Source organism: Dermabacter sp. HFH0086 (assembly GCF_000413375.1).
Lineage (GTDB): Bacteria > Actinomycetota > Actinomycetes > Actinomycetales > Dermabacteraceae > Dermabacter > Dermabacter hominis.
This window is the reverse complement of the sequence record NZ_KE340308.1, coordinates 1,737,893-1,761,300: the sequence shown is the minus strand read 5'-3', so window position 1 is coordinate 1,761,300 and position 23,408 is coordinate 1,737,893. Positions and strand designations below refer to the sequence as shown.

Sequence of the window (23,408 nt, the reverse complement as noted above, 5' to 3'; positions counted from 1 at the left end):
GGCCCCGGGGAAACCCGGGGCCTTCACTTTTCGCGGTAGCGTTAAGCCCCGAGGTCTGGAAGAAGGTACCCATGAGTGTTCACTCGCCCGAGTCATTTGAGCGGCCCGAGGATTTCGGACCGGGCAGCGTGTGGGTCGATCGAGTCGCCACTCGCCAGTACGTGGGTCACACTCAGTCGGGTGTGGAGATCCCCATTGGTCTCGAAGAAGGCCGCGTCAGCCCCGGGGAGCTTTTGAAGCTCGCTCTCATTGGGTGCGCGGGAATGTCGATGGATCATTCGGTTGCGCGGCGCCTCGGCGAGGACTTTGCGGCGCGACTTTACGCGCACGGTACGTCCGACGAAAAGGACGACCGCTACCATGAGATTGACGAGACGATTCAGCTGGATCTCTCCGGTCTTGAGGAGCGAGAGCGGGAAAAGCTCGCCGCCGTCATCGATCGCGTCATTGATGCGGCGTGCACGATTCAGCGCACTGTCGTTCCTGGGGCCGAAGTGCGCCACACGATTACCGATGCACATTCCGCTGGCGCGGCTGCATCGCACGAGGAGGAGAAGTAATGGCCAAGCGCGACATTCGCATTGTTGGCGACCCGGTTCTGCGCACCGAGTGCGATCCGATTAAGGACATCACCCCTGGCGTTCGCGGCCTTGTCGAGGATCTCCTGGAGAACGTCAACGAGGAGGGGCGCGCCGGTCTTGCCGCGAATCAAATCGGGGTGAGCCTGCGCGCGTTTTCCTGGAACATCGACGGTGAGCTCGGCTACATCCTGAATCCGGTCATCACCTACCTTTCTGAGGAAAAGCAGGGCGGTGACGAAGGCTGCCTTTCAGTTCCGGACCTGTGGTTTCCGCGCGAACGCGCCGCGAAGGCGGCGTGCGAGGGCATTGACCTTGACGGAAACAAAGTCGTGCTCGAGGGCGATGGAATTGTCGCGCGCTTGATCCAGCACGAGGTGGGTCACCTCGACGGTGCGCTTTATATCGACGGTCTCGAGAAGAGCGAGAAGAAGAAGGCGTTGCGGGCTATCCGCGCAAACCTCTAGACTGTCGTAAGGCCCGAGCTTGGCCACCGCAAGTATCAACGCGAATCGTGGGGAAGACGTTTCGATTGATACGAAAGGTAAGCCCATGGCTCGTGGAACCCTCACAATCCACTCCGTGTCGCGTGCCCTCGCACCTCATCTTGAATGGGCCGTCAGCGGAGTTCTTGGTGTGCCCGTACGCGTGAAGTGGCATCGCCACGAAAGTGATCCCTCGCAGCTACGCATGGCGATCAACTGGACCGGCCCCGAAGGCCTTGGTGCACGCCTCGCGACTGCGCTGCGTGGCTGGGACAGCGTGCGCTTCGAAGTCACGCAAGAGCCGGGAGGCGGCGAAGAGGGGGCACGGTGGATGTACACGCCCTCGCTCGGCATCCATCACGCCGCGATCGATGCGGCGGGCAACGTCACGCTCACCGAAGACCGTATTCGTTTTTGCATTGCCGCTGGTGCTGGCGACGCCGCGCGCATCGAACAGGAGATCGGCAAGGCTCTTGGCGAGGCGTGGGATCGCGAGCTCGAGGTATTCCGCGTGGCCGCGAGCGGTGAGGAGCCGCGCCGCCTTCACCTCGTCGGCTGACCGACCGTTTCCAAAAACTCCGCGTGCCTCTAGTCTTTGAGGGCGCGGAGTTTGTGCTGCGCCTCTTGAAGGGCATTCATGGTCGCCCGGTACTCCTCGGCGTCGCGCTCGGGGGTGAGCCTTCCGAGTTTGCGACGCAGCTCGGAAATGTCGTGCGTGAAGCTCAACTGCTGTAGACGGCGTATGAGCGCGGGGCCCAGACGGCTCAGTTGCTGCTCATCGCGTGCGGGAAGCGGGTAGGAGGCAAGGTCGCCGATGAGCGGGCGCAAGGAATCACCCGCAATTTCCATGACCGCTTCGACAAACGCGCGCACGCTGACGTTCTTGTGCGCCGCTTCCTCGAAGAGGCCGGTCGCGATCACGCAGTCCCACACGCTCTGAAGGGTCACCGTGCGAAATGGCTCGTCGGGCAGCGCATGCACATCCTCGATACTGACGCATGAGGGCGCCTGAAGCAGGAGGGACAGTGCCTGCACTTCGGCCGTCTCGATCGGGTCGTGCGTCTGCGTTATATCTCGCAGGCGGATGGGCGACAGGAGGGGTTCGGCATCGGCGGGTGCGTGGGTGGCGTCGGAACCGCCCGCGCCGGGGCTCTCCGGCGGGTTTTCCGACGCTTGCTGCGCGATCCTGCGCTGCGCGTATACCGCCTTTCCGGCGTCCTGAACCGCTTGTTGAACGGTTCGTTCATCGAGGCCAAGCCACCCGGAGAGCCTGCGCGCGTACTCGGGGCGAAGCGCGTGGTCTCTGATCTGCGCAACGACAGGGGCGGCCATTCGCAGGCCGGCGATCTGGCCTTCGGCGGTGTCGAGGTCGACGGAACGCAGCGCAGCTCGAATGGCAAACTCGAACATGGGAATGCGGGCGGCGATGACGTCTTTGAGCGCTTCCTCGCCGCGCTTGACGCGTATGTCGCACGGGTCCATTCCCTGGGGGTCGACGGCAACGTAGGTCTGGGCAACGAAACGTTGATCCTCACGGAACGCCTTGAGGGCAGCATTTTGCCCCGCTTCGTCGCCGTCGAACGTGAAGATGACTTCTCCCCCGGCCCCCGCGAACGATCCGCTACCGCTGGCAAGGCTCAGCGAGCTGAGCGCAGAAGTGTCGCCCATAATCCGGCGCACGAGGGTGACGTGCTCGGAGCCGAAGGCGGTTCCGCACGAGGCGACGGCGGTGTCAATACCGGCTGCGTGGGCTGCCATGACGTCGGTATACCCCTCCATGACGACGACTTGGCGCTTGGAGGAAATGTGCTTGCGTGCGAGGTCGAGGCCGTAAAGCACCTGGGACTTTTTGTAGATGGGGGTTTCGGGCGTGTTGAGATATTTAGGTCCCTTGTCATCCTCGAAAAGGCGACGTGCCCCAAAACCGATGGTCTTACCGGTGACATCGCGGATGGGCCACACGAGGCGCCCACGAAAACGATCGTAGACACCGCGCTGGCCTTCAGAGACAAGCCCGCTGAGAGTCAGCTCTTTCTCCGTAAAACCGCGCGAGCGCAAGTGCCTCGTGAGGTTGTCCCACCCCTGCGGCGCGAAGCCGATCCCGAAGTGGGCGGCCGCGCGCGGCCCAAAATCACGCTCTGCCAGAAATCGACGCCCGATCTCAGCTTCGGGGCTCGTGAGGTGTTCGCGGAAGAATTCCTCCGCTACCTCGTGGGCCGCGAGCAGCCGCTGGCGGGTACCAAAGTCGGTGCGTGGACCCCCATCGCGATCACCGCGCGAGAAGGACTCTTCATACCGCAACTGGATGCCGTAGCGCGAGGCCAAGTATTCGACGGCTTCGGTGAAGCTCATGTGGTTGATCTTCTGGACGAACTCGATCACATCGCCACCTTCGCCGCAGCCAAAGCAGTGGTAGCGACCGATCGCGGGGCGAATATTGAACGACGGAGTTTTTTCGTCGTGGAAAGGGCACAGGCCCTTCATCGAACCTAGGCCCGCGCTCCTGAGGGAGACGTGCTCGGAGACGATCTCTTCGAGGTTCGCGCGCTCGCGCACAGCCACGATGTCCTCGCGTTTGATGAGGCCTTTCACGCGCACCTTCCTCGGTCAGTTAAACGGGATTTCCGGGCCGAACCCGGGAAGTGGCACATCGCCCGCCAACGCATCCGAGTAGGCGCCAGAGAAGAACTCGGAGTGCAGTCGCACTGCGGAGACATCGGTGAGCGACGCGATCTGATCCACGATAACTCGCTCACGCTCCTGAAGCGTGTTCGCCCGCTCGTACAGCACGGTAAAGATGGGATCCAGGTGCGCCGCTCCCGTGCGGCGAAAGAGCGCAAAGAGATCCGTAAGGATCTGCTCCTGGAGGGCATACACGCCCTGCTGAGCCCTGCTCGACATGACGTATGCGGCCGCGAGCCCTTTGAGAACGCAGATCTCTCGCTCGGTGTCCTCGGGAATCACGACGCTTCCTTCGAAGCGTGCAAGTGCGTGCTGCCCGTGTGCCTGACGAGTCGCCTCGACAACCGATCCCACGAAGCGGCCGATGAGCTGAGAGCACATGTCCTTCAAGGCCGCAGCGGAGAACGGATCCCCCGAATGCTCCCACTGCCACACCGTTTCGTTTTCGAGTCGCGTGAGGGCGACATCAAGGTCACTAATCTCGAGATGCGGGGTGTACCAGTCCTGGACAACATAGAGCGCGGCCTCGCGCTCTTGCGGATCTTTCAGTGCGCGCAGCGTGATCGTTCCGCCCGTTATCGCATCCTCGATATCGTGCACCGAATAGGCGATATCGTCAGCAATATCCATGACCTGTGCCTCGAGGCACTTACGGTGCTCGGGCGCGCCTTCGCGCGCCCACTCATACACGGGCAGATCATCCTCATAGACCCCGAACTTAGGCGAGTTGGGATTCGGCCCTTCACCGCGCCGCCACGGGTATTTGATCGCTGCATCGAGCGCCGCCCGCGTGAGGTTGAGGCCGTAGCTCTTTTCGCCACCAAGGACCTTCGGTTCGAGCCTCGCGAGCAGGCGAAGTGTTTGAGCGTTCCCCTCAAATCCGCCGATGTCACGCGCGAGTTCATTGAGCACCCGCTCGCCGTTGTGCCCAAACGGCGGGTGCCCCAGGTCGTGTGAGAGGCACGCGGCGTCCACGATATCGGGGTCGCAGCCAAGTTCATGGGCGATATCGCGGCCCACTTGTGCGACCTCGAGCGAGTGGGTCAGCCGGGTGCGGGAAAAATCGTTCGAGCCAGCCCCGAGCACCTGGGTCTTTGCACCGAGGCGCCTGAGCGCCGACGAGTGCAGCACTCGCGCGCGATCGCGTTGAAACGGCGTGCGTGCCTGGGACTTCGGTGGCTCCGCGAAAAAACGCTCAATGTCGCGCGAATGGTACGGGGCAGGAATGTATGGTGGCACGTCTCAACCTCCCGAGACGGAAAGTTCCGCCTCGTGCAAACGAGCGCGGTGCTCTTCTGAGATCTCGCGCGAATCGAGCCAGCCGTCGGGCATGTGGGTGCGTTTCGGGTGCCCTGCCCGCCCGCGGGGGCCTTCAACCGGCTCACCCGGGTACGGTGCGTCCCAGTCGAGACCAGCAAGCTTCTCCTTGAGGTCCTCGAGCGATTCCATGGTCGCAAGGGCGTGCCGTGCTTTGCCACCCACCGGGTATCCCTTGAAGTACCAGCCGACATGCTTGCGCAGGTCACGCACGCCTCGGCCTTCGTCCTCAAAGAACTCGATCAGAAGTTCGGCGTGGCGAATGAGCACCTGGGCAACCTCCCCGAGTGTCGGTTTCACTCGATCGGGTTTGCCGGCGAATCCCGCGGCAAGATCGGCGAAGAGCCACGGCCGCCCCTGGCAGCCTCGACCGACGACCACGCCGTCACACCCCGTCTGCTCGACCATGCGCAAAGCGTCTTCAGCGCTCCAGATATCCCCGTTTCCGAGCACCGGAATGCTCGTGACCGCTTGCTTCAACTCCGCGATCGCGTCCCACCTAGCATGCCCCGAATAGTGCTGATTGGCCGTGCGCCCGTGGAGCGCGATCGCCGCAGCACCGGCCTCTTCCGCGATGCGTCCCGCGTCGAGATAGGTGAGGTGCGAGTCATCGACTCCCATCCGGGTCTTGACCGTCACGGGGACGTCCTCGGCGGCCTTCACGGCCTCGGTCACGATGCGGGTGAACAGCTCCGTCTTCCACGGAAGCACCGCACCGCCGCCCTTGCGGGTGACCTTAGGAACGGGGCAACCGAAATTGAGGTCGATGTGGTCAACGAGATCAAGCTCGCGCAGCACGCGAATCGAAGCGGCGATGGTCGCGGGATCAACGCCGTATAGCTGAACCGAGCGAGGCGTCTCCCGCTCCCCCATCGTCACGAGACGCATTGTTTCCGGGTGGCGTTCGACGATCGCGCGGCTCGTCACCATTTCGGAGACGAAAAACCCACCGTCGTTTTCCGAGTGAAGCGCGCCGAACTCGCGGCACAGGAGACGAAACGGCATGTTCGTCACGCCCGCCATCGGGGCGAGAACCACGGGAGTGTCGCTCGTGTGAGGACCAATCGTGAGGGAACGGCTCATGCGCGAAAGCGGCTCCCTAGCATCCCGCAAGGCGCTCGGCGAGGTAGCCCTTGATCTGGGTGAGGGCTACGCGCTCTTGCGCCATGGTGTCTCGATCGCGCACGGTCACGGCCTGATCGTCGAGCGTGTCGAAGTCGACCGTGACACAGTAAGGCGTGCCAATTTCATCCTGGCGACGGTAGCGTCGACCGATCGCACCAGAGAGGTCCATCTCGATGTTCCACAGCCCGCGAAGCTCCGAGGCAAGGTTGTGCGCGGTGGGCTGAAGGTCCTCACTCTTGGATAGCGGAAGCACGGCGACCTTGACTGGCGCGATGCGCGGATCAAGTTTGAGAACGGTGCGCTTATCGACTCCGCCCTTGGTGTTGGGAGCCTCGTCTTCTTCGTAGGCGTCAATAAGGAACGCCATCATCGAACGCGTAAGGCCAAACGACGGCTCGATGACGTAGGGGGTGTAGCGTTCGCCGCTTGCCTGGTCGAAGTACTGCATCTTCGTGCCAGAAGCTTCCGTGTGGCTTGCGAGGTCGAAGTCAGTGCGGTTAGCGACGCCCATGAGTTCGCCCCATTCGCTGCCCTGGAAACCAAAGCGATACTCGAGGTCGATGGTGGCATCCGAATAGTGGGCACGCTCCTCTTCCGGAACGTCAAAGCGACGAATATTTTCCGGTTTGATACCGAGATCGAAAAACCATTTCTCGCACGCCTCGACCCACTCGTCGAAAAATGCGCCGGCTTGCTCCGGCGGGGTAAAGAACTCGATCTCCATCTGTTCAAATTCGCGGGTGCGGAAAATGAAGTTGCCTGGAGTGATCTCGTTGCGGAAGGACTTGCCGACCTGGCCGATGCCGAAAGGCGGCTTCACGCGCGCAGCGGTGACGACGTTGAGGAAGTTGACGAAAATGCCCTGCGCTGTTTCGGGGCGGAGGTAGTGCAGGCCTTCCTCGTTATCGACTGCGCCGAGGTAGGTCTTCATGAGGCCCGAGAACTGCTGGGGCTCGGTGTACTCGCCCTTGGTGCCACAGTTCGGGCATGGGATCTCGCTCATGCCCTCGGCTTTACGCCCCTTGCGTTCCTCGAACTCTTCCACGAGGTGATCCTCGCGGAAGCGGTTGTGGCAGCTGCGGCATTCGATGAGCGGGTCCGTGAAGGTCTTGACGTGCCCCGAGGCCTCCCATACGCGAGTAGGCAGGATGATCGAGGAGTCGAGGCCCACCATGTCGGCGCGCGAAGTCACGAACGTGCGCCACCACTGGCGTTTGATGTTCTCCTTGAGCTCAACCCCGAGGGGGCCGTAGTCCCACGCCGAACGCGTGCCGCCGTAAATGTCGCCGGCGGGGAACACGAATCCGCGCTTCTTCGCGAGGGCGATGACGTTATCGAGCTTCGACGGTTGGGGCTTCGCCACGAGATCTCCTTGGAACGATGGGCACGCATGACTTGCGTGCTTTGTTCCACCCTAACCAGAAACCGCCGAAAGGTTGATCCTTCTTGCACGCGGGTAGGTGAAGATTTGCCGCACACCACAACAATCATTGATAATAGTTCTCATGAATGATTCACGCTCACTTTCAGGCATGTCTTCCCCCATTTCTCGCCGCGCGTTCACGCTCGGCGGCGGGCTTTCGCTCGCGGCACTTCTTGCCGGGTGTGGCGGCACGTCGGGTGGTGCAAAGGGGTCCGACGCCTCCTCGGGTTCCGGCGATGTTTCGGTCATGATCACCTGCTACCCCACCCAGTACCTCGCCGAGAAGATTGGCGGAAAGCACGTCTCAATCATCAACCCGGTGAAGCCGGGCATCGACCCTCACGGCCTCGAGCTCTCGGTGCAGCAGGTTGCGCAAATGGCCGATGCTGACCTCGTGGTGCAGATCGAGCACTACCAAACAGCCGTCGACGATGCCATCAAGGCTCACAAGCCGAAGAAGCTTCTGAACCTCAACGAGTTTGTGGACATTCTGCCCGCAAGCGGTGAGGAGCACGAGCACGAACACGGCGATGAGCATGCTCACGAGCATGAACACGAACACGATCACGAGCATGAGGCGAGTGACGGCGGCGGCGAGCACGAACACGAACACGAACACGAACACGATGAGCACTCTGACGAGCATGATCACGAGCACGGTGGCCACGAACATCATCACGATCACGGCGGCATCGACCCGCACTTTTGGCAGGACCCGCACCGCATGATCAAGGCGGCAAAGGTACTCGCCGACACTCTCTCCGAGATCGACGCAGATCACGCCAAGGACTACGCGAAGAACTACGAATCGCTCGAAAAGGAGCTCACGAAACTCGACGAAGAACTCCACGAAAAGTACGACTCCGTGACGCGAGAGAAGGCTTTTATCACGAGCCACACCGCGTTCGCCTACCTCGCAAAGACCTACGACCTTCATCAAATCGGCATCGCGGGCATTGACCCTGAAAACGAGCCCTCGACCGAACGTCTGCTCGAGCTCGCTGATCTCGTCAAGAAGGAGAAGCTGACGACCGTCTTCTTCGAGACCTCGGCGACCCCCGCCGTCGCTGAGGCGCTCGCGAGCCGCACGGGCGCGAAGGCGGAGGAACTTGACAATCTTGAGACGCAGCTCGATGAGAAGAAAGATTATGCTCGGGTCATGCGAGACAACGCCGACAAACTCGTTGCTTCCTGGCAGTGAGTAGCGCCACCACTCACGACGCCGCCGCGTTTAAGGTTCGACATGTGAGCCTCAAACGCGGCGGCAACGTCGTCCTCAAGGACGTCACAGCCCGCATTAACGAGGGCGAAGTAGTCGCGATTCTCGGGCCGAACGGCTCGGGTAAGTCGACGCTACTCAAGGCCATGATCGGGGTGCTGCCCCTTTCGGGTGGAAGCGCCCAGATCCTCGGGCGCCCCTCGACTACGCGGGGTGTGCACGACGCGATCGGATACGTGCCACAAATGGCCGCGTTCAGCGGAAATATTGCGGCAAGCGCGTACGAGACGACCGCGAGCGGCCTGCTCACGAGCACGCGACTGTTCACCCGGGCACCGAAGCACAAGGTCCAGCGTGCCCTCGAATTCGTGGGGCTCGGTGCACTTTCGAGCCGCGCCGTCACGGAAATGTCCGGTGGTCAGCGTCAGCGCGTCATGATCGCTCGCGCTCTCGTGCGGGAGCCACGCATTCTTGTCCTCGACGAGCCCTTTACCGGGGTTGATGCCGCGACTCAAGAGAACATCTCTCAGCTCATCGGCAAGCTCCACGAGCGTGGGACGACTGTCGTTGTCGTGCTCCATGATCTCGACCCGCTGCGCGACCTCATTACGCGCGCAATCGTGATGGAGGAAGGTCGAATTGTTCACGACGGCCCACTCCCCCACGACGATCCGCATGCGGATGCAAGCGAGAGCGAGGACGGAAAGCACCACGTGAACGAGACCATCGACCAGTGCCTAGGGAACGAGATTCACCCGTGAGCCCCCTCGACCTTCTTCTCTCGCCGATCGTCCGCTACCCCCTCATCATCGCGGTACTAGTGGGGCTGACAGCGCCCGTCGTGGGCACCTACCTCGTGCAAAAGCGGCTTTCGCTTCTCGGCGACGGGCTTGGCCACGTCGCGCTCACGGGTGTGGCAATCGGGTGGCTTGCTAGCTCGATCTTCCAGCTTTCCAGTAGCGATGCGCTCGCGATCCCGGGAGCGCTTGCCGCGAGTGTCATAGGTGCCGTGCTCATCGAGTATGTGCGCGAAGTCGGCCATACGAGCCGCGACACAGCCCTCGCGATACTCTTTTACGGCGGCATCGCCGGCGGAGTCGTGATCATTCAACTTGCTGGGGGCACGTCGCAGAGCCTCATGGCATATCTCTTCGGGTCACTCGCGACGGTCACGCACTCCGATCTGTGGGTTGCGCTCGCTCTTGCACTCGTCATTCTTCTCGTCGGCGTCGGCGCGCGCCCACTTCTGTTCGCCGTCACGAGCGATGAGGAGCACGCGCGAGCGATCGGTCTTCCCGTACGTGCCGTGAACGTGTTGATCGCCATTATGGCTGCGCTCACCGTGACCCTCGCGATGAGAATCGTCGGTGCCCTGATGGTGTCCGCTCTCATGATTGTGCCGGTCGCGGCTGCGCAACAGGTCGTTCGCGGATTCACGCGCACGATGCGCGTGAGTATGCTTCTTGGCGTCGTCTGTGCCGTCAGCGGGCTTCTACTGACCGTGTACGTGGATCTTCCGCCTGGTGGCGTGATCGTGCTGATTGCGATTGGGTTCTATATCCTGGGAGTTCTCGCGCAGGCAAGTATTGGCCGCGCGAGAATCTCGCACGAACCGAAGGGCACGTGATTGTCGTGGCAAAACCACTCCGCACCACTAAACAGCGCACCGCGATTTTGGGCGCGCTCGAATCAGCACAGGATTTCATGACGGCACAGCAGCTGCACGATCTTTTGCGAGCCGACGGAGAGTCGGTGGGGCTCGCAACCGTGTACCGGAACATGCAGCCGCTCGTCGACGCTGGTCTCGTGGACGTCATCATCACCGATTCGGGCGAAGCAATCTATCGTCAGTGCACGACGGAATCACACCACCATCACCTCGTGTGCCGCACATGCGGCAAGACCATCGAGTTCCTTCCGCCCGAGCTTGAAGGGTGGGCGAATAAGGTCGCTGAGGAGAATGGCTTCACCCAGATCGAGCACACGCTCGAAATCTTTGGTCTATGCCCCGATTGCTCGGCATCGTCCGCGGCGAAGTAGGCGTCTCCTGCTCGAATGCTCGATTGGATTAACTCCCTTCCTCTTCTGCCCGCGATCGCTTTCCTCATGGTCGTGATCTACTGCCGCGCCGGGGGCACGTACCTCCTGGGAAGGCTCGCCTACACACTCGCGGACCGCGGCCGATTCCACGCGATCCTCACGAGCCCGCGAGTTGAAAACGCCGCAGAAAAAGTCAACAAATGGGGCGCGCCGATCGTCGCACTCAGCTTCCTCACCATCGGCTTCCAAACGGCCGCCAACCTCGCGGCGGGAGTAACACGCATGCCACTTGCTCGTTACCTCCCGGCCCTCCTCATCGGCGGGTTTGCGTGGGCCGTTATCTACGCAACCGTAGGTCTTGCCGCATTTGCCCTGTGGTGGAGGGTGGCCCTCAGCAATCCCTACGTGGCGGCAGCGATGGCGGTGGCAGCCGTCGGACTGCTGACCGCCTACATTCTTCGCAAACGCGCCGAGAGAAACCGCGCCACGAGAGAGCTGGCGCGCGAACGCGTCGTGACGGGCGAACGTGCCCCGCTGCTCCCCGAGATGGGAAGCGGCAAAGCCGAGCGCGACAGCTAGCGCGCCCTATTCGCCGAACCCTTCGGACGTCGCAACCTTGTCTATCGCCCCGCCGAATCGACGGTCGCGTTTGGCGTAGTCGAGAATGGCGCGCCAGAGGGTTCGCCTATCGACGTCCGGCCACAGCTCGGGAACGAAGAGCATCTCGGCGTAGGCGGCCTCCCACAGGAGGAAGTTCGAGGTGCGTTGCTCGCCCGAGGTGCGAATGAACAAATCGACGTCGGGCATGTCGGGGTCGTAGAGGTGGGCACGAATCGTCTTCTCGTTGATGCGCGACGGCGAAAGCTTGCCGTTCTTGACCTTTGTCGCGATCTCACGGACCGCATCCGTGAGCTCCGCCTGACCGCCATAGTTGACACACATATACAGCGTGAGCCCCGTGTTGTGCTTCGTGAGTTCTTCCGCTTCACGCAGCTCTTTGATCACGCTAGGCCACAGCCGTTTTGCCTGGCCGATCCACTTGATGCGCACTCCCCACGAGTGGAGCGTGTTTCGCTGTCGCCGCAAGACGCTCCGCGAAAAGCCCATGAGAAAACGGACTTCGCTCGGGGAGCGCGACCAGTTTTCCGTCGAAAACGCGTAGGCGCTCAGGTGCGTCACGTTCGCCTGGATCGCCCCGGCAACAACGTCAAGGAGAGCCGCCTCGCCCGCTGCATGCCCCTCTGTGCGAGGCAAACCCCGCTTATTAGCCCAGCGTCCGTTGCCGTCCATGACGACAGCGACGTGTTTCGGGATGAAGCGTTCCTCGAGAACCGGGGCCTTCTCCCCCGAGGGGTGTTCGGGCGGGTTCACGTAGCTGGCTTTCACGCGTTCTCCTTTAGCGCCGGCGCGCTTTCGATGAATCGATCCACCAATTCTAGGGCAGCAAGCGGCCGCTCAAGGTGATAGGAAAGAATACGCGCGATGAGACGGCCCGCTTCTGCCTGCGCAGCAGGGTCGGTTGCGAGGGCCTCGTCCCAGTCTCCCGCGAGTAAAAAGATCATATGTTCGGTCACGCTCGGTCGCGCTGCCACGGCGCCGGGGCGCCGGCATTCTCGGCACACGACGCCACCTTGGCTCACATCGAATGCCTGGTGCGGCCCTTCTGCCCCGCACACAGCGCAGTTGCGAAGCTCCGGGCGCCAACCCGCCATCGCAATGCTCCTCAGCAAAAAGGCATCAAGGACGAGCACGGGCGGCCGCCCGGAATTCACGAGCACGTGCAGTGCCCCAACGAGCATCATGTAGTGCGCGCTCGTAGGGTCGAATCCTTCGTTCGTGAGTCTCTCCACGAGCTCGCCCATAGCCGCCGCTGCCGTGTAGCGCGCGTAGTCGCCAGCGATCTGCTCGGCGTAAGCGGTGATCGTCACGACCTGCGAAACGGTATCGAGGGAGCGTCCCCGATGGCACTGCACGTCGACGCGCTGGAAAGGCTCGAGCCGAGCGCCAAAACGGGAGGACGTTTTCCGCACTCCCTTCGCGACCGCGCGGATCTTCCCGTGGTTTTTCGAATAGAGCGTGACGATGCGATCGGCCTCCCCCAAGTCTTGGGTTCGGAGGACGATCGCATCGTCGCGGTACAGCCTCGATGCCACCTGCGAGCGGCCCTAAAGAATCCCCGCGCGTGCGGCACGATTGAGCGCCGAAATTAGCGCCTGAAGTGAGGCCCTGGTAATCGAGCCGTCGATACCCACGCCCCAATAGATTGACTCGCCAATCTCAGCCTCGATGTACGCTGCGGCGAGCGAGTCATCACCCTCGCTCAGAGCGTGCTCGGCGTAGTCAAGAATCCGTACCTTGACCCCGCGCGAGGCGAGCGCCTTCACAAATGCATCAAGCGGGCCGTTACCGAGGCCCTCGATCGTGCTCTCGTGATCCTCGACGCGAAGCTGCACAGCAATTCTGTCTGTCCCTTCGCCCTCAGAGTGCTGGGTGAGCCCCCTGAAGCCGTAGCGTCCCCAGCGCTTGGACGCATCGGGGTTGGGAAGGTACTCGTCGACGAACGCCTCCCACAGCTGGGCTGGAGTCACTTCACCACCGGCAGTGTCGGTGCGGCGTTGCACGATGGTCGAAAACTCGATCTGCAGGCGGCGAGGAAGATCGAGTCCGTGCTCGGTGCGCAGGAGGTACGCCATGCCACCCTTGCCGGACTGCGAATTCACCCGGATAACCGCCTCGTAGCTGCGGCCGATGTCCTTGGGATCAACGGGCAAGTAGGGTACGCGCCACGTCGCCTCGCTCACCTCGACACCCGCGCGCTGCGCATCGGTGTCCATGCGCTCAAGGCCCTTCTTGATCGCATCCTGGTGCGAACCCGAAAAAGCGGTAAACACAAGGTCGCCGCCGTACGGATGACGCTCATGGACCCCGATTTGATTGCAGTGTTCGACCGTACGGCGAATCTCCGGCACATTCGACAAGTCGAGTTGAGGATCAACGCCCTGCGTCGCAAGATTGAGGCCGAGCGTCACGAGATCAACGTTGCCCGTTCGCTCCCCATTGCCGAACAAACACCCCTCGATGCGGTCCGCCCCCGCGAGGTAACCGAGCTCGGCCGCCGCCACCCCCGTGCCGCGGTCATTGTGGGGATGAAGCGAAAGCACGACGCTCTCGCGTGCGTGCAAATGGCGATCCATCCATTCGACGGAATCCGCGTACACATTTGGGGTCGCCATCTCGACCGTCGCCGGAAGATTGATAATGATCTTCTTCTCGGGGGTCGGTTTGATGATGTCGATGACCGCGTTGCACACGCGTGCCGCGTACTCGAGCTCCGTGCCGGTGAATGACTCGGGCGAGTATTCGTAGGTGATGTCGCAGCCATCGAGCGACTCCTCGTATTTCTTCGCGAGCAACGCCCCCTGCACGGCTATGTCGAGAACCTCGTCCTCGTTCGCGCGGAATACGACATCGCGCTGCACGATCGATGTCGAGTTGTAAAAATGCACGATTGCGCGCTTAGCGCCCTGGAGCGCCTCGTACGTGCGCTCAATCAGGTGCTCACGACACTGGACAAGCACCTGAATCGTCACGTCATCCGGAATGAGATCCTGCTCGATAAGGGTGCGGCAGAAGTCAAAGTCCGTTTGCGACGCCGAAGGAAACCCGATCTCGATCTCCTTGAATCCCATCCCCACGAGAAGGTTGAACATTCTGAGCTTCCGCTCGGTGTTCATGGGGTCGATGAGTGCCTGGTTACCATCGCGAAGATCCACCGCACACCAGCGCGGCGCACGGGTAATCACGCGGTTTGGCCACTCGCGCCCCTCAAGCGTGAAGGGAATCTGCTCGTGAAACGGGAGATACCGCTCGACTGGCATACCAGAGGGCACCTGGGGCGCATCCCCATGCTGGCCGAGAACTGGCGTGCGCGGATCTTCGGTTGCGGCAACAATACGAGCGTCTCGGTTCATGGCCGTCACCTTACACCTGGGGCAAGCAATGCGAGAGCGGCAACCGTCGGACACTCGAAATGTGAGACGGAGCCGATCCAAAAACTAGAAGCCCAGGCGACCGAGCTGCTTGGGGTCCCGCTGCCAATCCTTGGCGACCTTCACCCGAATATCGAGATGGACCGGGCGACCCATGAGATCCCTGATGCCACGACGCGCCCGCGTACCGACCCGCTTGAGACGCTTACCGCCCCTGCCGATCACGATTCCCTTTTGGGAGTCGCGTTCAACGAAGAGCGAAACGCGCACCACGAGCCTGCCTTCGCCGGGCGCTACCTCCGCGAACGGATCACCATCGAGCGACTCCTCCACGATCTCCTCGACCACAACGGCGAGGGAATGCGGGAGTTCATCGCGCACGCCCTCGAGCGCAGCCTCGCGCACGAGCTCCGCGATACGGTCGCTCACGCTCTCCTCCGTGAGTTGATCATCCGGGTAGAGCGCTGGGCCCTCGGGAAGATGCGAGGCAATGACGTCCATGAGCACGTCGATCTGCTCACCCTCAAGCGCGGAGATGGGAACGATGTCTTCAGCCTTGACAAAACGCTCAACCTCCATGAGGTGAGCGGCGAGCTCGTCGCGGCTCACGAGATCCACCTTCGTCACGATCGCCACGATCGCCGGGCTCCGACGGTTGCCACGCAACTGTCGAAGGTCCTCCGCGATAAAGCGATCGCCAGGCCCGATCTTCTGGTCAGCCGGAAGACAAAAGCCCACGACATCAACCTCGGCCAGGGTTTCGCGCACGAGATCGTTGAGGCGCTTACCAAGGAGGGTGCGGGGGCGATGAACGCCCGGGGTATCGACGATGATGATCTGGTCGTGTTCGCGGCTGACGATCCCTCGAATGGCTCGCCTCGTCGTTTGAGGTTTCGAGCTCGTAATCGCGACCTTGTCCCCCACCATCGCATTCGTGAGCGTCGATTTGCCGACGTTGGGCCTGCCGACGAGAGCGACGAAGCCACTTCGATGCACGGTTTCCACTTTTGCTCTCCTAATCGTCGCTCTCGTGCGACTCGTCACCGGTATCGCGCGGGGCGCGACTGACGAGAATTGCCGAGACCTGCTTGCGTCTGCCACTCGTGCGATCCGCTTCCATGTGTAAACCGTGGGCAGTGCCCTCGGCGCCCACGATCGGCACCCTTCCGATGGTCTTCGCGAGGAGACCACCGATCGTGTCAACATCGTCGTCTTCGATCTCGAGATCGAACAGCTCGCCGACCTCGACGATGGTCATGCGCGCGGGAACGCGGTATTCGCCTTCGGCGACCTTCTCGGCCTCTTGCTCGCGGCGGTCGTGCTCGTCGGCAATCTCCCCCACGATCTCTTCGAGGATGTCCTCAATCGTGACGATGCCGGCAACACCACCGTATTCGTCAACGGGGATACCAACGTGCACGCGAGAGGTACGCATGGCTTCCATGACGCGATCGGCAGTGAGGAACTCCGGGTAGAACTTCACGGGCCTCATGATCTCTGTGACGGGCCGATCGCCGCCGGGATCCCACGGCGAATGAATCGCACGCATCACATCCTTGAAGTACAGCATGCCGAGCAGGTCGTCGACGCCCTCTTCGCCGATGACGGGAATTCGGCTGTACCCCGAGCGTACGAACAGGCGCATGGCCTTGTTCGCGGTCGCGTCCGCGTCGATCGTCACCATGTCGGTGCGGGGCACCATGACCTCGCGGATCATCGTGTCGTCAAGATCAAACACACCCTTGATCATGTTGCGCTCGTCGTCTTCGAGCGCTTCCGTTTCACTCGCGCGATCCACGAAGTGGCGAAGCTCCTCCTCCGTCGCGAATGGTCCCCCCGCGACCTTTCCTCCGGGCGTGAAGGCGTTCGAGATGTGGATGAGGACCTTCGCAGGAAGGGCGAGGACGACCCGGGCGAAACGGACAAGCGGCGAAAGAGCCGAGATCGTTTTCTCTGGGGCACGCCTGCCTAGCGTGCGGGGCGACACGGAGGCTCCCATGAACGACACGAGGAAGGTCACCGTAATCGCGAGGAGGAGTGGTAGCCACAGGCCCTCGAGCCGTTCGAACATGAATGCTGTGATGACAACCGCGTAGGTCGTTTCGGCAAGAACGCGCCCGAGCGCGATGGTTGCGAACGTCGTGTGGGTGTCGTCGTGCATCGTGAGGATGCGGTCCCGCTTCTTTTCTTCGTCTTCAAAGTAGCGCTCGATACTGTGGCGCGAAAGCGTGCTGAGCGCGGCGTCAGCAGCCGAGAAACACACCGCGAGGACGATCGCGACGATAGCGAGTGGAACGAGAAAAGCGATGGCACTCATGCGTCGGGGCCGCCGGTATCGCAGATGCCCACGCGAGAGCCACGGCCAGCGAGAAACGTCAACAGGAGCTTGCGCTGGAGCGTGAACATCACACGCTCTTCCTCGGGCTCGACGTGGTCGTAGCCGAGCAGGTGAAGGATGCCGTGAGTGAGCAGAAGAAGCATTTCTTCTTCAGAGCTGTGGCCGGCAATACGGGCTTGCTGCGCGGCGACGGTGGGGCAGATGACGATGTCCCCGAGGAGGCCCTCGGGGGCGAGCTCCCCTTCGCGTCCTTCGCGAAGTTCGTCCATGGGGAAGCTCATGACGTCGGTGGGCCCCTCGAGGTCCATCCATTCCTCGTGGAGTTCACTCATGGCCTTCTCGTCCACAAACGTGATCGACAGTTCGGTGGCCGGGTGCAAGAACATAGCGTCGAATACGTAGCGGGCGAGATCAACGAACTCGCGGGCATCGATCTTGGCGGTCGTTTCGTTGTTGACTTCGATGCTCATCGCTTCCCCTTTTTCTTCGGTGAGAACTCGGAAAGATCCCAACGCGCGTAGGCGTCGACGATGTCGCTGACGAGTCGGTGGCGCACGACATCCTTGGAGCTCAAGTGGCAAAAGGCAATGTCGTCGACCTTACCGAGGATGCGTTCGACGACTTTGAGGCCGCTGCTGGTGCCTCCGGGAAGATCCACCTGGGTCGCATCGCCCGTGATCACCATGGTCGAGTTGAAACCCAAGCGGGTCAGGAACATCTTCATCTGCTCGGGTGTCGTGTTTTGCGCCTCGTCGAGGATGATGAAGGCATCGTTGAGCGTACGCCCGCGCATGTATGCGAGCGGCGCAACTTCGATCGTTCCCGCCCCCATGAGCCGCGGGATGGACTCGGGGTCGAGCATGTCGTGTAGCGCGTCGTAGAGCGGGCGCAAGTAGGGGTCGATCTTCTCGTTGAGCGTGCCCGGGAGAAATCCGAGGCGCTCGCCTGCTTCGACCGCGGGGCGCGTAAGGATGATCCGGTTGATCTGCTTATCGAGAAGTGCACGCACGGCTTTCGCGACCGCGAGGTACGTTTTTCCGGTGCCTGCGGGGCCGATGCCGAACACGATCGTGTTCTCATCGATAGCGTCCACGTACTCTTTCTGGCCGATCGTCTTCGGCCTAATCGTGCGCCCTCGTGCGGAGAGAACTGATTGACTGAGGATCGCCGACACGTGCTGGTCACGTCGCCGATCATCGCCGTAGAGTTCTGCGGCGCGGTGGACGGCTTCGCCCGTCACGGTTTCGCCGCTTGCGGCGATCTCAATGAGAGAGTTCATGATGGCGGCAGCGCGATCGAGAGAGCCTTCGGGGCCGCGCAGTGTGATCTGGTGTCCGCGCATCGACACGTCGATGTCGGGCATGATCTTCTCGATGACATTGAGTGCCTGATCATTCGCGCCGAGAACGGCGACGGGACGCAAGTGGTCGGGGATTGCGACGTAGCGTTCGAGGATTTCGGTGGTCTCCTGCACGGTTAGAAGAGGTCTCCTTCGGATTGGGCTTTACCGGCAAGAATGTGCCCGTGCACGTGGAAAACGCTTTGGCCAGCGCTTTCACCGGTATTGAAGAGGAAACGGAACTCGCCTCGGGCATGTTCCTTCGCGACCGCGCCCGCTGCCTTGACGACCGCGGCAAGCAGGTCCTTGTTGGCCGAGAGCTCCACGATGTTGGCGTAATGTTCCTTCGGCACGGCGAGCACGTGAACCGAAGCTTTCGGCTCAAGGTCTTTGAAGCACACGACGTCGGCGTCCTCGTAAACCTTGGTCGACGGGATCTCGCCGGCAACGATTTGGCAAAAGACACAATCTGGTGCGGTCGTGGTCATCGGTTCCTCCTCAGGGCTGCCGCCGCACGGTGCCGGGAATGGGCGCGTGGCGGCTCGTGTGTGCGCTGGTTCCACCAGTCTAGTAGTCGAGGGTACCGCGCGGCTTGTGCTTCCGACGCTCGCCGGCCGCGAGCCGTGAAGGCAGTTAGCATCGCGGTGGGGCTACTGCCACCGCCCGGTTACTGCGCACAGGGCCGCAAGAGCCGCGGGGCCCGCGCTCGAGGCCCGAAGAATCTCCGTGCCCAGAAGCGTCGGCGTGGCACCAGCGCGAGCAAACCGGTCGATCTCGCTGTCACTAATACCGCCCTCGGGCCCGACGATGACCCACACGTCGCGAGGAATGCCTTCTTGCGTACCCGCGGCATGATTGAGATCGCGTAGGTGTGCCCCGAGTCCTACGGTTGCACTCTCGTGCAGGGCAAGAACCGTCGATCCGCTGTCAACTGCACGCGCGATTTGGGCAGCGAGATCGTCACTTGTGACGACGGGCTCGAGCACGGGGATGCGTGCGCGACGAGACTGTTTAACTGCGGCGTTGATACGCGCACGCCACTTCTCAAGTCCCTTACCCTCTTTCGCACCTTTCCATTGGACGACGCTGCGATCAGCTTGCCAGGGAATGATGCGGTCAACGCCAAGTTCGGTCGCCATTTCAATCGCCGATTCGTCGCGGCCGCCCTTAGCGAGCGCTTGGACGAGCACAAATGTCGTCTCCGGCGCTGGCTCGTGCGTGGGCGCGCTGCACAGCTGAATGTCGAAGCTACTCTTCGAGACGTTCGTGACGGTAGCCTCCGCCTGGTGACCGTGCGTGTCCGTCAGGAGGATGCTCTCGCCCGGGCGAAGCCGCATGACGCGTGCCCCGTGGTGCCCTTCGTCCCCGCCGATCTCGATTGAGCTTCCGGCGGTGGCGCCCTCGAGAGTCCCCTCGAGGAGAAGGAAGTTCTTGAGGCTCACAGATCGCGGAATTTCTCGCGGAGTTTCGCGAAGACGCCGCCGTCGCTGTGCTGGGCGTTCTTCGCCGCTGAGCGAAGGTCGGGTTCGTTGCGCATCTCGCCAAACTTCGCGAGGAGATCCTTTTCGGCACCCGAGAGTTTCTTCGGGATCTCGACGCCCACCTCGATGAGGATGTCGCCGCGAGAGTCGCCGCGCAATGCAGTGACGCCGAGGTCGCGGAGCCGAATGACATCACCGGGCTGAGTTCCAGCCTTGATCTCGACCTCGCGCTCGCCGTCGAAGGTCGTGAGAGTGGCCTTCGTGCCAAGGGCCGCGGCAATCATGGAAATTGTGAGGCGCGCGAGCAGATCGTTGCCTTCGCGATGGAAGATCTCGTGCTCCTTGACGCGAACCTCGACGAAGAGGTCTCCGGCGGGGCCGCCAGCCTCACCCGCTTCGCCCTCCCCGCGAAGCTGGATGCGGCGACCTGTATCGATGCCCGCGGGAACGCGCAGCGTAATCGTGCGCTCCTCCTGCACACGGCCGTGCCCCTGGCACTCGCTGCAAGGATTCTCGATGATCGTGCCGTGTCCCTGGCAGGCCGAGCACGGCGCGAGTTGCACCATCTGACCAAGCAGAGAGTTCACCGTGCGCTGCACGTGACCGCTTCCGCTACAGACGGTGCACTTCTTCGTTCCCGTTCCGGGCTCACAGCAGTTACCGTGGCAGCGATTGCAGGTCACAGCCGTCGCGAATGTCAGCTCCTTTTCGGAGCCGAAGACGACGTCATCGAGCTCGAGTGTCATGCGTCGGAGGATGTCGTTGCCGCGCCGCTCGCGCGGGATCGGGCCACGCCCGCGTCCGCTCATTCCTGACGCACCCGCGAACACATCGAAGAGGTCGGAGAAATCGAACGTCGCTCCCCCGCCGAAGCCACCGAAGCCACCGCCCCCAAATGGGTTCTGACCGCCCATGTCGTACATTCGACGCTTTTCGGGGTTGGAGAGGGTCTCGTATGCCTGAGAGACCTTCTTCATTTGATCGGCTGCGGCTGGATCGGGATTGACATCGGGGTGCAGCTTGCGGGCCTTCTTGCGGTAGGCCTTCTTGATCTCGTCCGCGCTTGCGTCCTTTGAGACGCCGAGAATCTCGTAAAAGTCGTCGTTCACGAAGTGTGGTTCCTTGAGAGTTGGGTTCAGTTCTTAACCGATGAAACGGGAAATGTACCGCGCGACAGCGCGCACGGAAGAAATCGAGGTCACGTAGTCCATGCTCGAGGGGCCGAGGATCGCGATGCGCGAGGAGGGGGAGGCAGCGCCCGCCGTTTCGGTATAGGCGCTCCCCACGAGGGCCGCTCGCTGAAGGGCATCGCCCGAAACGCTACTGAGTTCCTCGCCGATCAACACATCGACCTCGCCGAAGTTCGAATGCATCTCGCCGAGGAGTCGAAGGAGCACGAGCTGTTCCTCGAGCAGGTCAAGCATCGGCCCGACCTCGCGAGAGAATTGCTCGCCTCGCGCAAGGTTCGAGACTCCGCCGACGATCATGCGATCCTCGCGGCGAGAGGCGAGCAGCTCACCGAGCGTGTCGAGCACCTCGGTCGCCGCCGCGCGGGTCAGTTCGGATTCCGCATCGAGCAGTGCCTCCAGATCCCCGCCCACGGAGGTCACGGGCCTTGACGTGCATACCCGATTAATGCGCTCGCGAAGCCTCTCGTAATAGGCGGCCTCTTGGGGATGTGTGAGCGAAATCGTCTGCTGATCCACGCGCCCCGCGTCTGTGATGAGCACGACGAGCAGGAGAGTCTCGGATGTCTTCACGAGCTCAACGTGGCGCACGTGTGCTTGTCGCAGCGCCGGGTACTGCACGACCGCCACTTGATTCGTGAGACGCGACAGCAGGCGCACCGTGCGCGAAAGAAGGTCATCAAGGTCGTGGGCGCCGTCGAAAAACGTCTGAATCGCGCGCCGTTCAGGAGCCGAGAGAGGCTTGACTTGCGCGACGTAGTCGACGAAAACGCGATAGCCCTTGTCGGTGGGAATGCGACCCGCCGACGTGTGGGGCTGCATAATGAGGCCCTCTTCTTCGAGCACGGACATATCGTTGCGTACGGTCGCCGCGCTGACGCCGAGTTCGTGCCGCTCGAGCAACGACTTCGAGCCCACCGGTTCGCGAGTCGCCACGTAATCTTCCACGATCGCGCCGAGGATGCTGAGCTTGCGCTCATCCATACTTCTCATCCTTTCGCGCGTTAGCAGTCACAGGCTTCGAGTGCCAATACTACGCGTAGTGCGCGACCCTTGCACGGTGTGGCGATCCCCTGTGAGCGAACACGCCCCTGGTAGCGTAAAGCGCCGTGAATATCGATCGATACGGCCACGACGTCCTTTCCGGTACCGGGGATGCCTTTCACCCGAAACGCCCCGCGAGCAGGGATGTCCCTGCCGAGCGCGGGCTCGTCGTCGAGGATGTGCAAACCGGCTGGGTCGGCGCCGTCACGCGCGTGGAGAAGTCGGGCGGTATCCACATCGTCGAACTCGAGGATCGTCACGGGCGCCTTCGCACGTTCCGCCTCGGCCCCGGTTTTCTAATCGATGGAAAGCCCGTTCGCTTGACCCCGCCAACGAGCGGCGGTCCGACGGCTGCTCGGCAAACGTCAGCCCCTAAACGAAGCGCGTCGGGCTCAACCTATGTCGAAGGGGCCCGTGCCCGCGTCGCGCGCGGCTCCCGGATTTGGGTTGAAGGCAAGCACGATGCGGAACTCGTGGAGAAGGTGTGGGGGCACGACCTGCGCATCGAGGGTGTCGCCGTCGAGATGCTCGATGGCGCCGATAATCTCCTCGAGCGCGTGCGGGCATTTAACCCCGCGCCGGGCCGCAAGCTCGGAATCCTCGTGGACCACCTCGTTCCCGGATCGAAAGAGACGCGGATCGCCGAGGCCGTCATGCGGGAGAAGGGCGTTGCGGGCAACGTGCTCATCCTTGGCCACCCGTACGTGGACGTGTGGCAAGCCGTGAAGCCCGCACGAGTGGGGCTTGAGAAATGGCCCCACATCCCCAAGGGAACCGACATCAAGGTGGGATCACTTAGGGCGCTCGGCCTCCCCGCCGAGTCCCAAGCCGATATCGCCGAGGGCTGGCAGAAGATCCTCTCTCGTGTGCGCTCGTACGCCGATGTCGAACCAACGCTCAGCGGGCGTATCGAGGAGCTCATCGACTTCGTCACCGCTCCCTGACCTGGAGCAGCCCCGGATTGCATAGAGGTTGTGGGGGTTTGAGCTCGGGAGCAAATCCGACGCTTACCTCGCCCGCGCTCAAGGGCCACCGGAAGCGTCGACTGAGCGGCCGCGTCCCCGCCTCTGCCGGAATCTACGGAGTGGGTGGTCTGGAGAGAATTCGACTCTGCGTACGAGTACATTAAAGACACACCAGGAAGAATCACTTGGTACGACA

24 protein-coding genes are annotated in these 23,408 nt (G+C 62.2%); 9 read left to right on the top strand and 15 right to left on the bottom strand.

The genetic code is table 11. The features are described from left to right. Positions 1-71 precede the first annotated feature (71 nt). The 3 genes from HMPREF1484_RS07730 to HMPREF1484_RS07720 all read left to right on the top strand — a co-directional run bounded on the left by HMPREF1484_RS07730 (position 72) and on the right by HMPREF1484_RS07720 (position 1,622). Positions 72-560: an OsmC family protein gene (locus tag HMPREF1484_RS07730; RefSeq protein ID WP_016664481.1), complete on the top strand. Its 489-nt coding sequence runs from the start codon at positions 72-74 to the stop codon at positions 558-560. Further along, a complete protein-coding gene (locus HMPREF1484_RS07725; RefSeq protein ID WP_016664480.1) occupies positions 560-1,045 on the top strand; it encodes a peptide deformylase in 486 nt (161 codons plus the stop codon). The genes HMPREF1484_RS07730 and HMPREF1484_RS07725 overlap by 1 nt, the downstream gene beginning before the upstream one ends. A gap of 85 nt (positions 1,046-1,130) precedes the next feature. Next, the gene (locus HMPREF1484_RS07720) at positions 1,131-1,622 is read left to right on the top strand and encodes a DUF3145 family protein (RefSeq protein WP_016664479.1); all 492 of its coding nucleotides are present in this window, start codon (positions 1,131-1,133) and stop codon (positions 1,620-1,622) included. 29 nt (positions 1,623-1,651) lie between these two features. Here HMPREF1484_RS07720 and dnaG read toward each other — a convergent pair whose 3' ends face one another. Genes dnaG through HMPREF1484_RS07700 form a run of 4 tightly spaced genes read right to left on the bottom strand, consistent with a single transcriptional unit; the run spans position 1,652 to position 7,550 of the window. Continuing rightward, entirely contained in the window at positions 1,652-3,655 is a 2,004-nt protein-coding gene (gene dnaG, locus HMPREF1484_RS07715) for a DNA primase (protein ID WP_016664478.1), read from the bottom strand. 15 nt (positions 3,656-3,670) lie between these two features. After that, positions 3,671-4,984: a deoxyguanosinetriphosphate triphosphohydrolase gene (locus tag HMPREF1484_RS07710; RefSeq protein ID WP_016664477.1), complete on the bottom strand. Its 1,314-nt coding sequence runs from the start codon at positions 4,982-4,984 to the stop codon at positions 3,671-3,673. A 3-nt stretch (positions 4,985-4,987) separates the two neighbouring features. Next, positions 4,988-6,145 (bottom strand): tRNA dihydrouridine synthase DusB, encoded by a 1,158-nt coding sequence (dusB, locus tag HMPREF1484_RS07705; protein ID WP_016664476.1) that lies wholly within the window; start codon positions 6,143-6,145, stop codon positions 4,988-4,990. A gap of 16 nt (positions 6,146-6,161) precedes the next feature. Next, positions 6,162-7,550: a glycine--tRNA ligase gene (locus tag HMPREF1484_RS07700; protein ID WP_016664475.1), complete on the bottom strand. Its 1,389-nt coding sequence runs from the start codon at positions 7,548-7,550 to the stop codon at positions 6,162-6,164. A gap of 142 nt (positions 7,551-7,692) precedes the next feature. On the opposite strand from HMPREF1484_RS07700, the gene HMPREF1484_RS07695 reads away from it, so the two are divergent. The 5 genes from HMPREF1484_RS07695 to HMPREF1484_RS07675 are packed head-to-tail and all read left to right on the top strand — an operon-like array spanning position 7,693 to position 11,448. Beyond that, positions 7,693-8,811: a metal ABC transporter substrate-binding protein gene (locus HMPREF1484_RS07695; RefSeq protein WP_016664474.1), complete on the top strand. Its 1,119-nt coding sequence runs from the start codon at positions 7,693-7,695 to the stop codon at positions 8,809-8,811. 44 nt (positions 8,812-8,855) lie between these two features. Beyond that, positions 8,856-9,590, top strand: a complete 735-nt coding sequence (locus HMPREF1484_RS07690) for a metal ABC transporter ATP-binding protein (RefSeq protein ID WP_034373007.1) — start codon at positions 8,856-8,858, stop codon at positions 9,588-9,590. Beyond that, the gene (locus HMPREF1484_RS07685) at positions 9,587-10,456 is read left to right on the top strand and encodes a metal ABC transporter permease (RefSeq protein WP_016664472.1); all 870 of its coding nucleotides are present in this window, start codon (positions 9,587-9,589) and stop codon (positions 10,454-10,456) included. The genes HMPREF1484_RS07690 and HMPREF1484_RS07685 overlap by 4 nt, the downstream gene beginning before the upstream one ends. After that, positions 10,453-10,869, top strand: a complete 417-nt coding sequence (locus HMPREF1484_RS07680; RefSeq protein ID WP_016664471.1) for a Fur family transcriptional regulator — start codon at positions 10,453-10,455, stop codon at positions 10,867-10,869. The genes HMPREF1484_RS07685 and HMPREF1484_RS07680 overlap by 4 nt, the downstream gene beginning before the upstream one ends. 15 nt (positions 10,870-10,884) lie before the next feature. Then, positions 10,885-11,448 carry a DedA family protein gene (locus HMPREF1484_RS07675; protein ID WP_016664470.1) on the top strand — a complete coding sequence of 188 codons (564 nt, stop codon included), beginning with the start codon at positions 10,885-10,887 and terminating at the stop codon, positions 11,446-11,448. A gap of 6 nt (positions 11,449-11,454) precedes the next feature. Here HMPREF1484_RS07675 and HMPREF1484_RS07670 read toward each other — a convergent pair whose 3' ends face one another. The 11 genes from HMPREF1484_RS07670 to hrcA all read right to left on the bottom strand — a co-directional run bounded on the left by HMPREF1484_RS07670 (position 11,455) and on the right by hrcA (position 22,187). Further along, a complete protein-coding gene (locus tag HMPREF1484_RS07670; protein WP_016664469.1) occupies positions 11,455-12,255 on the bottom strand; it encodes an isoprenyl transferase in 801 nt (266 codons plus the stop codon). Continuing rightward, positions 12,252-13,022: a DNA repair protein RecO gene (gene recO, locus HMPREF1484_RS07665; RefSeq protein WP_016664468.1), complete on the bottom strand. Its 771-nt coding sequence runs from the start codon at positions 13,020-13,022 to the stop codon at positions 12,252-12,254. The genes HMPREF1484_RS07670 and recO overlap by 4 nt, the downstream gene beginning before the upstream one ends. Before the next feature lie 12 nt (positions 13,023-13,034). Beyond that, positions 13,035-14,747 (bottom strand): 2-isopropylmalate synthase, encoded by a 1,713-nt coding sequence (leuA, locus tag HMPREF1484_RS07660; protein WP_040386953.1) that lies wholly within the window; start codon positions 14,745-14,747, stop codon positions 13,035-13,037. Between the two features lie 177 nt (positions 14,748-14,924). After that, positions 14,925-15,863 (bottom strand): GTPase Era, encoded by a 939-nt coding sequence (gene era / locus HMPREF1484_RS07655; RefSeq protein ID WP_016664466.1) that lies wholly within the window; start codon positions 15,861-15,863, stop codon positions 14,925-14,927. Between the two features lie 10 nt (positions 15,864-15,873). After that, complete coding sequence (locus tag HMPREF1484_RS07650; protein WP_016664465.1) at positions 15,874-17,175, bottom strand: hemolysin family protein; 1,302 nt, start codon at positions 17,173-17,175, stop codon at positions 15,874-15,876. Continuing rightward, the gene (gene ybeY, locus HMPREF1484_RS07645) at positions 17,172-17,666 is read right to left on the bottom strand and encodes an rRNA maturation RNase YbeY (RefSeq protein ID WP_016664464.1); all 495 of its coding nucleotides are present in this window, start codon (positions 17,664-17,666) and stop codon (positions 17,172-17,174) included. Before ybeY ends, HMPREF1484_RS07650 begins: the two co-directional genes overlap by 4 nt. Next, positions 17,663-18,670, bottom strand: a complete 1,008-nt coding sequence (locus tag HMPREF1484_RS07640; protein WP_016664463.1) for a PhoH family protein — start codon at positions 18,668-18,670, stop codon at positions 17,663-17,665. The genes ybeY and HMPREF1484_RS07640 overlap by 4 nt, the downstream gene beginning before the upstream one ends. Positions 18,671-18,672: 2 nt before the next feature. Next, positions 18,673-19,023 carry an HIT domain-containing protein gene (locus HMPREF1484_RS07635; RefSeq protein WP_016664462.1) on the bottom strand — a complete coding sequence of 117 codons (351 nt, stop codon included), beginning with the start codon at positions 19,021-19,023 and terminating at the stop codon, positions 18,673-18,675. Between the two features lie 162 nt (positions 19,024-19,185). Continuing rightward, positions 19,186-19,977: a 16S rRNA (uracil(1498)-N(3))-methyltransferase gene (locus HMPREF1484_RS07630; RefSeq protein ID WP_016664461.1), complete on the bottom strand. Its 792-nt coding sequence runs from the start codon at positions 19,975-19,977 to the stop codon at positions 19,186-19,188. Continuing rightward, positions 19,974-21,125 carry a molecular chaperone DnaJ gene (gene dnaJ / locus HMPREF1484_RS07625; RefSeq protein ID WP_016664460.1) on the bottom strand — a complete coding sequence of 384 codons (1,152 nt, stop codon included), beginning with the start codon at positions 21,123-21,125 and terminating at the stop codon, positions 19,974-19,976. The genes HMPREF1484_RS07630 and dnaJ overlap by 4 nt, the downstream gene beginning before the upstream one ends. A gap of 33 nt (positions 21,126-21,158) precedes the next feature. Then, a complete protein-coding gene (gene hrcA / locus HMPREF1484_RS07620) occupies positions 21,159-22,187 on the bottom strand; it encodes a heat-inducible transcriptional repressor HrcA (protein ID WP_016664459.1) in 1,029 nt (342 codons plus the stop codon). Between the two features lie 125 nt (positions 22,188-22,312). Here hrcA and HMPREF1484_RS07615 point away from each other — a divergent pair, with 125 nt between their 5' ends. Next, positions 22,313-23,191: a DUF3097 domain-containing protein gene (locus tag HMPREF1484_RS07615; RefSeq protein ID WP_016664458.1), complete on the top strand. Its 879-nt coding sequence runs from the start codon at positions 22,313-22,315 to the stop codon at positions 23,189-23,191. Positions 23,192-23,408: the final 217 nt, after the last annotated feature.

Bases quoted from the DNA above. Each gene is read 5' to 3' on its own strand.
- hrcA (WP_016664459.1), bottom strand. From the start codon at position 22,187: ATGGATGAGCGCAAGCTCAGCATCCTCGGCGCGATCGTGGAAGATTAC.
- HMPREF1484_RS07675 (WP_016664470.1), top strand. From the start codon at position 10,885: ATGCTCGATTGGATTAACTCCCTTCCTCTTCTGCCCGCGATCGCTTTC.
- dusB (WP_016664476.1), bottom strand. From the start codon at position 6,145: ATGAGCCGTTCCCTCACGATTGGTCCTCACACGAGCGACACTCCCGTG.
- HMPREF1484_RS07725 (WP_016664480.1), top strand. From the start codon at position 560: ATGGCCAAGCGCGACATTCGCATTGTTGGCGACCCGGTTCTGCGCACC.
- ybeY (WP_016664464.1), bottom strand. From the start codon at position 17,666: ATGAGCATCGAAGTCAACAACGAAACGACCGCCAAGATCGATGCCCGC.
- HMPREF1484_RS07720 (WP_016664479.1), top strand. From the start codon at position 1,131: ATGGCTCGTGGAACCCTCACAATCCACTCCGTGTCGCGTGCCCTCGCA.
- HMPREF1484_RS07695 (WP_016664474.1), top strand. From the start codon at position 7,693: ATGAATGATTCACGCTCACTTTCAGGCATGTCTTCCCCCATTTCTCGC.
- HMPREF1484_RS07730 (WP_016664481.1), top strand. From the start codon at position 72: ATGAGTGTTCACTCGCCCGAGTCATTTGAGCGGCCCGAGGATTTCGGA.
- HMPREF1484_RS07635 (WP_016664462.1), bottom strand. From the start codon at position 19,023: ATGACCACGACCGCACCAGATTGTGTCTTTTGCCAAATCGTTGCCGGC.
- HMPREF1484_RS07650 (WP_016664465.1), bottom strand. From the start codon at position 17,175: ATGAGTGCCATCGCTTTTCTCGTTCCACTCGCTATCGTCGCGATCGTC.
- leuA (WP_040386953.1), bottom strand. From the start codon at position 14,747: ATGCCAGTCGAGCGGTATCTCCCGTTTCACGAGCAGATTCCCTTCACG.